General features: G+C 64.6%; 9 protein-coding genes. 5 read left to right on the top strand and 4 right to left on the bottom strand.

Going from position 1 to position 10433, the window contains the following annotated elements:
* Window positions 1-162 precede the first annotated feature (162 nt).
* Window positions 163-1158: an alpha/beta hydrolase gene (locus HU720_RS15245; protein ID WP_186520760.1), complete on the bottom strand. Its 996-nt coding sequence runs from the start codon at window positions 1156-1158 to the stop codon at window positions 163-165.
* A gap of 186 nt (window positions 1159-1344) precedes the next feature.
* Here HU720_RS15245 and metR point away from each other — a divergent pair, with 186 nt between their 5' ends.
* A complete protein-coding gene (gene metR / locus HU720_RS15240; RefSeq protein WP_186520759.1) occupies window positions 1345-2262 on the top strand; it encodes a transcriptional regulator MetR in 918 nt (305 codons plus the stop codon).
* Here metR and HU720_RS15235 read toward each other — a convergent pair.
* A complete protein-coding gene (locus HU720_RS15235) occupies window positions 2246-2659 on the bottom strand; it encodes an NUDIX domain-containing protein (protein ID WP_186520758.1) in 414 nt (137 codons plus the stop codon). The two genes, metR and HU720_RS15235, sit on opposite strands and share 17 nt — an antisense overlap.
* A 214-nt stretch (window positions 2660-2873) precedes the next feature.
* On the opposite strand from HU720_RS15235, the gene HU720_RS15230 reads away from it, so the two are divergent.
* From HU720_RS15230 to HU720_RS15215, 4 genes are all read left to right on the top strand, one after another.
* Window positions 2874-4493, top strand: a complete 1620-nt coding sequence (locus HU720_RS15230; RefSeq protein ID WP_186520757.1) for an FMN-binding glutamate synthase family protein — start codon at window positions 2874-2876, stop codon at window positions 4491-4493.
* 253 nt (window positions 4494-4746) lie between these two features.
* Window positions 4747-7893 carry a transglycosylase domain-containing protein gene (locus HU720_RS15225; RefSeq protein WP_186520756.1) on the top strand — a complete coding sequence of 1049 codons (3147 nt, stop codon included), beginning with the start codon at window positions 4747-4749 and terminating at the stop codon, window positions 7891-7893.
* Between the two features lie 89 nt (window positions 7894-7982).
* Window positions 7983-8510 (top strand): PadR family transcriptional regulator, encoded by a 528-nt coding sequence (locus HU720_RS15220; protein ID WP_186520755.1) that lies wholly within the window; start codon window positions 7983-7985, stop codon window positions 8508-8510.
* Window positions 8507-9265, top strand: coding sequence for a siderophore-interacting protein (locus HU720_RS15215; RefSeq protein ID WP_186520754.1), 759 nt, complete (start codon window positions 8507-8509; stop codon window positions 9263-9265). Before HU720_RS15220 ends, HU720_RS15215 begins: the two co-directional genes overlap by 4 nt.
* Window positions 9266-9464: 199 nt before the next feature.
* Here HU720_RS15215 and HU720_RS15210 read toward each other — a convergent pair whose 3' ends face one another.
* Both HU720_RS15210 and HU720_RS15205 read right to left on the bottom strand, forming a co-directional pair.
* The gene (locus HU720_RS15210) at window positions 9465-10091 is read right to left on the bottom strand and encodes a Pr6Pr family membrane protein (RefSeq protein ID WP_186520753.1); all 627 of its coding nucleotides are present in this window, start codon (window positions 10089-10091) and stop codon (window positions 9465-9467) included.
* The gene (locus HU720_RS15205) at window positions 10091-10312 is read right to left on the bottom strand and encodes a VF530 family protein (RefSeq protein ID WP_186520752.1); all 222 of its coding nucleotides are present in this window, start codon (window positions 10310-10312) and stop codon (window positions 10091-10093) included. The genes HU720_RS15210 and HU720_RS15205 overlap by 1 nt, the downstream gene beginning before the upstream one ends.
* Window positions 10313-10433 lie beyond the last annotated feature (121 nt).

The raw sequence follows: 10433 nt of genomic DNA, 5'->3' as shown, positions 1-10433 counted from the left end.
GGGCTGCGCAGCGGCCCTGAAAACCCAAGGGGCTGCTGCGCAGCCCAACGCGGGGCAAGCCCGCTCGCCACAACTCCCTATCATTTCCCACAGGATTGGGTCCAATCAGCAATGTTGCGGTTGAGCAGGGCCTGCGATGAGGCCGGAACAGGATAGGCCGCACTAAAGCCCGGCGATATGCGTCGCATCCTGGCGGTGCGCCTGCAAATACGGCAGCACTGCCCCCAGCAGCGGCTGCTTGAACGGTTCCTGAAAACGATGCGCCAGCCCCGGAATAAGCCGCAACTGGCTGCCCTGGATATGCGCCGCCAGGTGCACGCCATGCATCACCGGTAGCAGCGGATCAGCCGTACCATGCACCACCAACGTCGGCACCCGTAGCTGGTTGAGCAACTCCACCCGGCTGGGCTCGGCGAGGATCGCCATGATCTGGCGCTTGACGCCATCAGGGTTGAACGCCCGGTCATACGACTGCGCCGCCTGGTGCAGCAACCTCGCGCGCTCGTCCTTGACCTGCGGGCTGCCCAGCGCTGCCAGCAGGTCGGCCTGCTGCTCGATGGCCACCTCGCGGTTTGGCGCACTGCGCCGGGCCAGCAGTTGCACCAGCGCCGGGCTGGGCGCGGGCAGCCCGGCAGCCCCTGAACTGGACATGACCAAGGTCAGGCTACGTACCCGCTGCGGGGCCATGGCGGCGATGTGCTGGGCGATCATGCCGCCCATGCTGACGCCCAGTACATGAAACTGCCGAATGCCCAGGGCGTCCATCAGGCCGATGCCATCGCCGGCCATGTCAGTCAGGGTGTAGGGCGCCGCCACTGGCAGGCCGAGCTTGTAGCGCAGCAGCTCGAGCGTCAGGTTGGCGTTGGCCGGTAGCTGGTTCCAACGCGACAGGCCGACATCGCGGTTGTCATAGCGAATTACCCGAAAACCCTGGCGGCACAAGGCCTCGACCACGTCATCGGGCCAATGGATAAGCTGCCCGCCCAGGCCCATGACCAGCAGCAACGCAGGGTCGCGCGGCGCGCCAACGCTTTGGTACACCAGGCTCAGTTCACCCAGCTCGGCACGTTGCACCGGTACTTGTGGATTACAGCGGTCGTCGGCAAAGCTTGCCGGCACGCTGAAAGACAGCAACAGAAAAAGCAGTAAAGCCCGCATGAAAGAAACACCAGAATGCAGATCCCCAGTAGAGCGCGAGTCTGATGAAATCCTTTCGGTCGCGCTGCCACAAAACCGTGACAGTTTCGTGAAGGCTGCTGAGTGGTCGTGGTCGACAGGCCATGGCAACATGAGGGAAACTCAACACCGCTGTGTTTACCCTCAAAGATCGTTCACGGAGCCACTGTGCTTGAAATCCGCCACCTGAAAACCCTTCATGCCCTGCGCGAAGCCGATAGCCTGGTGGAGGCCGCCGAGCGCCTGCACCTGACCCAATCGGCGTTGTCGCACCAGTTCAAAGAGCTGGAAGAGCGCCTGGGGCTGCCGCTGTTCGTGCGCAAGACCAAGCCGCTGCGCTTTACCAGCGCCGGCCTGCGCCTGTTGCAACTGGCCGACGCCACCCTGCCGCTGCTGCGCGGCGCCGAGCGCGATATCGCCCGCCTGGCCGGGGGCACCGCCGGGCGTTTGCACATGGCTATCGAATGCCACAGCTGCTTCCAGTGGCTGATGCCGACCATCGACCAGTTCCGCGATGCCTGGCCTGAAGTCGAACTCGACCTTGCCTCAGGTTTCGCCTTCGCGCCGCTACCCGCCCTGGCGCGTGGCGACCTCGACCTGGTGGTGACCTCCGACCCGCTGGACCTGGCCGGCATCACCTACGTGCCGCTGTTCACCTACGAGGCCATGCTCGCCGTGGCCAACCAGCACCCGCTGGCCGCCAAGCCTTTCGTAGTGCCGCAGGACCTGCTGGACCAGACCTTGATCACCTACCCGGTGGAACGCGACCGCTTGGACATCTTCACCCGCTTTCTGGAGCCGGCAGACATCGAGCCGGCCGCGGTGCGCACCTCGGAACTGACCGTGATGATGATGCAACTGGTCGCCAGCGGCCGTGGCGTCTGCGGCATGCCGCACTGGGCGCTGCACGAGTACAGCTCGCGCGGCTACGTCAAAGGCAAGCGCCTGGGTGAGAAAGGCCTGTTCGCCACGCTGTACGCCGGGGTGCGCACCGACATGCTCGATGCCCCCTACATGCGCGACTTTCTGCTCACGGCCAAAGACACCTCGTTCGCCACCCTCGATGGCGTCAGCGCGGTGCGTTGAGGCCTTCGCGCCACAGCGGCAGGATCAGGTCGCGGGTCAGCGGTGCCAGGTTGATGGCAGCGGTGGCGCTAGCGGCAAGCCACAGCACTTCCTCGATTTCAGCCGCCGGCGCCACCGGCTCTGCGCAGCCCACGCGAAACAGCTCGGCCTGCACCACACAGCCCGGCTCGTTGGCCGCAGGCGCGCTGAAACAGCCCAGGTGCACCGCCTGGGCCGGGTCGATGCGCAGGCCCAGCTCTTCGTGCAGCTCACGCGCCAGCGCAGCGGCCGGCGTTTCACCGGCATCGATCTTGCCGCCCGGCTGCATGAACGCCTCGGTGCCGCGCTTGCGTACCAGCAGCGTGCGCCCCTGCGGGTCGACAAGCAGCGCAGCGGCAATGCGAATGATGTTGGACATGGGCAGGCTCGCAAATAAATGAGCGGGCGAGAATAACGCAGCCCGGCGTGAATGGCTTGCTGCCCATCGCGGCACACTGGCGCGAATGATTTTCGATACCCGAATTTTCGTTTCTGGCGCGCCGTTCCAGGGTGGCTAAGTGCCGCCGAACCGGGCTATGGTCGGCGTTTGCCTCAGGCCCCGAGCCTGACCGAGTCATCCGCAAGGACCCCGTATGAGCCTGTCACTTCTCAGTCGCTACGCCTTTTTTGCCGCCTGTGTGCTGTTCACTTTGGCCAGCCTGCCGTTTCTGCACCACGAATGGCTGTGGCCGTTCACCCTGACCACCGGGGTGCTCAGCCTGATCGGGGTGTTCGACCTGTTGCAGCCGCGTCATGCGGTACGCCGCAACTACCCGATCCTGGGCAATATCCGCTACCTGGTCGAAGGCATCCGCCCGGAAATCCGCCAGTACCTGCTCGAATCCGACAGCGACGCCCTGCCCTTCTCCCGTGCGCAGCGCTCGCTGGTGTACGCACGCGCCAAGAACGAAGCCTCGGACAAACCCTTCGGCACCCTGATCGACGTCTACCAGTCAGGCTTCGAGTTCATCGGCCACTCCATGCGCCCGGCGCCGTTGTCCGACCCCGCCAGTTTTCGCGTGGTGGTGGGCGGGCCGCAGTGCACCCAGCCGTACTCGGCGTCGATCTTCAATATTTCGGCGATGAGCTTCGGCTCGCTCAGCGCCAACGCCATTCGCGCGCTCAACCAGGGCGCCAAGCTGGGCAATTTTGCACATGACACCGGCGAAGGCAGCATCAGCCCGTACCACCGCGAACATGGCGGCGACCTGACCTGGGAGCTGGGCAGTGGCTATTTCGGCTGCCGCACCCCGGACGGGCGCTTCGACCCTGAGCGCTTCGCCGCCCAGGCGCAAAACCCGCAAGTGCGCATGATCGAGATCAAGATGAGCCAGGGCGCCAAGCCGGGCCATGGCGGCATCTTGCCCAAGCACAAGGTCACCGAGGAAATTGCCGAGACCCGCGGCATCGTCATGGGCGAGGACTGCATCTCGCCATCGCGCCACAGCGCCTTCTCCACCCCCATCGAGCTGATGCAGTTCATTGCCCAGCTGCGCGAATTATCCGGCGGCAAGCCGGTGGGCTTCAAGTTCTGCCTGGGCCACCCGTGGGAGTTCATGGGCATTGCCAAGGCCATGCTTGAGACCGGCCTCCTGCCGGACTTCATCGTCGTCGATGGCACCGAGGGCGGTACGGGGGCGGCGCCGGTGGAGTTCACCGACCACATGGGCGTGCCGCTGCGCGAAGGGCTATTGTTCGTGCACAACACCTTGGTCGGGCTGAACCTGCGCGACAAGATCAAGCTTGGCGCCAGCGGCAAGATCGTCAGCGCTTTCGACATTGCCAGCGTGCTGGCCATTGGCGCCGACTGGGCCAACTCGGCGCGCGGCTTCATGTTCGCCATCGGCTGCATTCAGTCGCAGAGCTGCCACACCAACAAATGCCCAACCGGCGTCGCCACCCAGGACGCCCTGCGCCAGCGTGCACTGGTGGTGCCGGACAAGGCGCAGCGGGTGTTCAACTTCCACCACAACACCTTGCGCGCATTGGCCGAAATGCTCGCAGCTGCCGGGCTTGAGCACCCGGCGCAGCTGGAGGCCAAGCACTTGGTGCGGCGCATTTCTGCCACCGAGATCAAGCTGTTCTCGCAGATGCACGTGTTCCTCAAGCCGGGCGAACTGCTGACTGGCGAGGTCGACGGGCAGTTCTATTCGCGCATGTGGCAATTGGCGCGGGCCGACAGTTTCGAGCCACATAGCGAAGTGGCGGCCTGAGCTAGCCGGCCTGCGCTGCAGGCCATCGCAGGCTGGCGCCAGCTCCCACAGGATCTGAGCCAGCCTCCAATACCAAAGTTGTGGCGGTCTCTGTGGGAGCTGGCGCCAGCCTGCGATGAGGCCGGTACAGGCCAGCCTAAAAACACAGGCAATTGGCTTGGTACAAACCCTGCGCCACAAATTTTTCACCACGCCAGCCCACCGTCTAAGCTTCAGGCAAGCAAGACGATAATACCTGGCCGGACTCAAGACTATGGGCGCACTGTGGCAATCGGAACAGACCAGAACGGAAGCACCCAACGCACCCCAGGCTGAAACTCCCCCGCCAATCCAGCCCCGCCAGCGTCGTCTGTGGTGGCGGCTGATACTGCTGGTGCTGGTGCTGGCCCTGATCGCCGTGAGTTATGCCGCCTGGCAGGAAATCCAGACCTCGCGCCTGCAGTCGCGCGAGTTCAGCCGCCTGGCCAGTACCCTCACCTACCGCCTGCAACCCGGCCCAAGCGACGCCATCGTCTACCCAGGCGAAGGCCCGTTCGACAAGCGCCTGGGCTACAGCGGCCTGGGCGAATTCTTGCCACGGCTGCTCAAGCGCGACTACCTGATCAACCAGCAGGTGCGTTTCTCGCCTGAGTTGATGCGCTACGTCGACCACGGCCTGTTCGTGCCCTATGTGGAAAAGATCCAGGCAGGGCTGTCGATCACCGACTGCCGTGGCGATGCGTTGTACCAGTACAACTACCCGCAGCACCTGTACCCCGACTTTGCCGCGATCCCGCCGGTGGTGGTCAACAGCCTGCTGTTCATCGAAAACCGCGACCTGCTCGACCCGAAGGACCCACAGAACAACCCGGCCGTGGATTGGCCGCGCTTCGCCAAGGCCGCCTATAGCCAGGTTGCCAAGTACCTGGCACTGCCCGGCCAGTCCGCCGGCGGCAGTACCTTGGCCACGCAGCTGGAAAAGTACCGGCATTCCCCCGACGGGCTGACCGTCTCGGGCAGCGAAAAAATCCGCCAGATGATCTCGGCCAGCGTGCGGGCCTATCTTGGCGGGCCGGACACCACCTTGGCCCGCGAGCGTATCGTGCGTGACTACCTCAACAGCGTGCCGCTGTCGGCAGTACCCGGCCACGGTGAGGTGCATGGCATGGCCGAAGGGCTGCGGGTGTGGTACGGCGCCGACTTCGACCAGGTGAACCGGGCGCTCAACTCGACCGCACCCGATGAGCAAAGCCTGGCCCAGCGCGGCCTGGCCCTGCGCCAGGTGCTGTCGCTGATGATCGCCCAGCGCCGGCCTTCCTATTACCTGTCCAAAGGCCGTATCGAGCTTGCCGAACTCACCGACTCGCACATCCGCGTGCTGGCAGGCGCCAGCGTCATCGACCGCCCGCTGGCCGATGCAGCACTGGCCAGCAAGGCGGTGTACCGCGACTGGGTGGCGCAGCCGACCATCGTGCCGATCATCACCAACAAGGGCATCAGCCTTGCGCGCAACCGCCTGGCGGCGATGCTCAACCGCCCGCTGTACGACCTCGACCGCCTCGACCTGTCGGCCACCAGTACGCTGCAGGCCGACCTGCAACTGCAAGTCAGCCAATACCTGAAAAACCTCTCCGACCCGGCCTTCGCCGCGCAACTGGGGCTGATCGGCGAGCGCCTGCTGACCAGCAAGACCACCGACCAGGTGAGCTACAGCTTTACCCTGTTCGAGCGCACCGCCGACGGCTCGCGGGTGCGGGTGCAGACCGACAGCACCGACCAGCCGTTCGACATCAACGAAGGCAGCAAGCTGGAGCTGGGTTCTACCGCCAAGCTGCGGGTGCTCACCACCTACCTGGAAATCATCGCCGAGCTGCACGACAAGTACGCAGGCATGCCCCCCGCCGAGCTTAAAAAAGTGCCCGTAGCCGAACTCGACCGGCTGACCCAGTGGTCGCTGGAGTGGCTTGCGCAAAACAGCAAGAACCAAAGCCTGGATGCCATGCTCGATGCTGCGCTTGAGCGCAAGTATTCGGCCAATACCGGCGAGGCGTTCTTCACCGGCGGCGGCATGCATGTGTTCAACAACTTCCGCAAGGAAGACAACAGCCGCAACCCAACCCTCAAGGATGCCCTGCGCGAGTCGATCAACCTGCCGTTCATTCGCCTGATGCGCGACATCGTGCGCTATGTGACCTACCAGCAGCCGTACAACCGCGAACCGCTGCTGCGCGACGATGGCGACCCGCGCCGCCAGGAATACCTGGCGCGCTTCGCCGACCGCGAAGGCACCAACTACATGATGCGGTTCTGGAAAAAATACCAGCGCAAGACCTCGCAGCAGCGCCTGGACACCTTCCTCGACAGCCTGCGCGTGACCCCGCAGCGCCTGGCGGCGGTGCACCGCTACCTGTTCCCGGAAGCCAGCCAGGAAACCTTCAACGCCTTCGTGCGCGCCCACAGCAAGGGCGACAAGCAGGCCATGGCCAAGCTCACCGACAGCCGCCTGGTCGAGATGTACGCAGCCTACGGCCCGGGCAAGTACGACCTGCCCGACCAAGGCTATATCGCCAAGGTGCACCCGCTGGACCTGTGGATGCTCGGCTACCTGCTGAAAAACCCGGGGGCTTCGCTGAGGGACACCCTCAACGCCAGCCGTTTCGAGCGCCAGGAAGTGTATGGCTGGCTGTTCAAGAGCCGCCATCAGGGCGCCCGTGACAGCCGCATCCGCACCATGGTGGAAATCGAGGCGTTCACTGATATTCACCAGCGCTGGAAGCGCGTCGGCTACCCGTTCGACCACCTGGTGCCGTCGCTGGCGACCGCCATCGGCAGCTCCGGCGACCGCCCGGCGGCGCTCTCGGAGCTGGTCGGGATCATCCAGAACGACGGCGTGCGCCTGCCGACCCTGCGCATCGACACCCTGCATTTTGCCCAAGGCACCCCGTTTGAAACCCAGTTGATCAGCGACCCGGACCGCGGCCAGCGGATCCTCCCGGTAGAAGTTGCGCGGGCGCTCAAAGGCGCCATGTCGCAAGTGGTCGATGCCGGTACTGCGCGGCGTATCTCCGGCAGCTTCAAGCTGCAGGACGGCACCGCGCTGGTGATGGGCGGCAAGACCGGCACCGGCGACAACCGTATCGCCAGCTACGGCGCCGGCGGCCGGTTGCTCGGTTCGCGCTCGCTCAACCGCACTGCCACCTTTGTGTTCTACCTGGGCGACAACCACTTCGGCACCCTTACCGCGTTCGTCTCCGGGCGCTCGGCCGAAGCCTTCACCTTCACCTCGGCGTTGCCGGTGCAGGTGCTCAAGGGCATGGCGCCGATCCTGATGCCGTACTTGGAACCCGGTAACCCGAACGCCTGCAAGGCGCCGCAAGTCGCCATGGTGCCCGTGGGCGGGCATGACCTATCGGCCAATTAGATGATAATCATCTGCATTTGAGGGCTTGTCATACGATATATCTTGAGTAATATCTTGCGATATATCGAAACACACGGAGCCCCAGCGCCATGCGTGACCATGACCCTTTTGAACGCCGCCCCGTCCGGGGCGAGCGCGGCCCTCGGGTGTTTGCCCCCGGTGACCTGAAACTGTTGATCCTGTCGATGCTGGCCAGCCAGGCTGGCCATGGCTACGACCTGATCCGCCAGATCGAAAACCTCTTCGACGGCAGCTACAGCCCGAGCCCTGGGGTGATCTACCCAACCCTCAATTACCTCGAAGAAGCCGAGCTGATCAGCGGCCAGGTGCAGGGCAGCAAACGCCTTTATGCCATCACCGAGGCCGGCCGCAACGCCTTGACCGAACAGGCGGTCGCCCTCGACGGCGTACGCATGCGTATCGAGGTCAGCAAGCGCGCGCTGCGCGGCCACGACCGCCCCGCCGAAATTCACCAGGCGGTCGGCAACCTGCGCCACGCCTTGCACATGCACAGCGGCCACTGGACGCCGGAGGAGATCGCGCGGGTCAGCACCCTGCTCAACGACACCGCCAAGGCCATCGCCGCTGGGCCCGCCATTACGGAGTACACGCCATGAGCGACAGCATTCACCGCGTCAACCATCAAATCCGCCAGCGCCGCTTGGTAGTGCTGCGGGTCACCGAGCTGACCCCGCGCATGCGCCGCATTACCTTGGGCGGCGCCGAGCTTGCCGGCTTCAGCAGCCTGGGCACGGACGACCACATCAAGCTGCTGTTCGCCACCACGGCTGAGCAGCAACACGCCATCGATGCGCGCGAGCTGAACCGCGACGGCGCCCGGCCAACCATGCGCGAGTACACGCCGCGGCGCATCGACCTGGTCAACCTGGAGCTGGATATCGACTTCGTGCTGCATGGCGACGGCCCTGCGTCCACCTGGGCTGCGCAGGCGACACCTGGGCAAACGCTGAATATCGCGGGGCCGAGAGCGTCGCTGGTGGTTCCGGATATTTTCGACAGCTATTTGTTGATTGGCGATGAAACGGCGATCCCGGCCATCGCCCGGCGCCTGGAAGCATTGCCTGCAGGGCGCCGGGTGGTGGCGGTGATCCAGATCGAAGACGACCAGGAGCGCCAGATGCTGGCCAGCCAGGCGCAGGTGGAGGTGACCTGGGTACTCCGGCATCAGCAGGACCTTCTGCAGGTGGTCAGTGGCTTGAGCCTGCCGCAAGGGCGGCTGTACAGCTGGGTAGCGTTGGAAAAGTCGCTGACCCGCCAAGCCAAGGCGCTGCTGCTGGATAAAGGCGTGCAGGAGGATGCATTGAAAGCCGCCGCCTACTGGCGGGCTGAGGGTACGGCGGACGACGATTGATGCCGCTATCGCAGGCTGTCTCCACCTGCCCCCCAAACCACGCGCCTTTGTAGGAGCGGCCTTGTGTCGCGAAAGGGCCGCGTAGCGGCCCCGGCGGTTTTGCATGAGGGCGAGATCCTGGGGGCTGCTTTGCAGCCCATTCGCGACACAAGGCCGCTCCTACAAGAGACCGCGCCAGCCTTGTAAAGGGCCTGAACAATCATCGCCCAGCGCGCCAGCGGTCCACACCCAGCAGCACCAGCCCAATCCCCCAGAACCCCGCAAGCACGCCAAGTGCATTGAGCATTGCCTGCCCATAGCCCAGTTGCGCCACATCCACGAACGGATAGGGATACACCCCGATCTCATGCCCGCGCAGCAGCACCAAGGCAAAGTAGCCCGCCGGGTACAGCGCCCAAGCAGCCAGGTGCCAAACGCGCAACTGCCCCTTCGGCACCTCGCACCACCAGTACACCGCGAACACCAGCGGCATTACGTCGTGCAGCAACTCGTCTGCCAGCCACTGCCAGCCCTCGGGGTGCCACAAGTGGCGCAGCAGCACGCTGTAGGCCAGCGCCACCAGCACGATACTGGTGGCGATGCAGCTGCTGACCGCAGGCGACAGAAACCAGCGCCGCGCACGTGACTCACGGCCAAACGCCGCATGGGTCAGCACCGTGGCCACCAAGGTGTTGCTGAGCACGGTAAAAAAACAGAACAAGTTGACCAGCCCGCCGATGAGGCTGGCCTGTTCCTGCCAGCGCGCCCACAGCACCAGGTACATCTGAATCGCCAGGCCCGTCCAGCCAAGTACGGCAGCCACGGCCAGCCATGGGCGCTGCGGCATCAGCCTTTGCGCTGCAACTTGAGGTACAGGTGCTCGACTTTCTCACGGGCCCACGGGGTTTTGCGCAGGAAGGTCAGGCTCGACTTGATGCTCGGGTCGCTCTTGAAGCAGCGGATATCGACACGCTCGGCCAGGCCCTGCCATTGGTAGTGCGCCACCAGCTCGGTGAGGATCTGCTCGAGGGTCTTGCCGTGCAGCGCATTGTGTTGGGCCGTGCTCATGCCAGTGCTCCAGGTTCGTGAAGGTGCGCACCTTACACCAGTGTAGAGGCCAGTGGCAGGCACATGGCCCCCGAGAACAGGGTGGGAGCGGGCTTGTACCGCGATGAAGCCACTATCCACC

It is taken from the genome of Pseudomonas sp. SWRI51, assembly GCF_014268825.1.
In the GTDB taxonomy this organism is placed as follows: domain Bacteria; phylum Pseudomonadota; class Gammaproteobacteria; order Pseudomonadales; family Pseudomonadaceae; genus Aquipseudomonas; species Aquipseudomonas farsensis.
The sequence above is the reverse complement of the archived record's forward strand: the minus strand, read 5'-3'. Positions and strand labels throughout refer to the sequence as shown.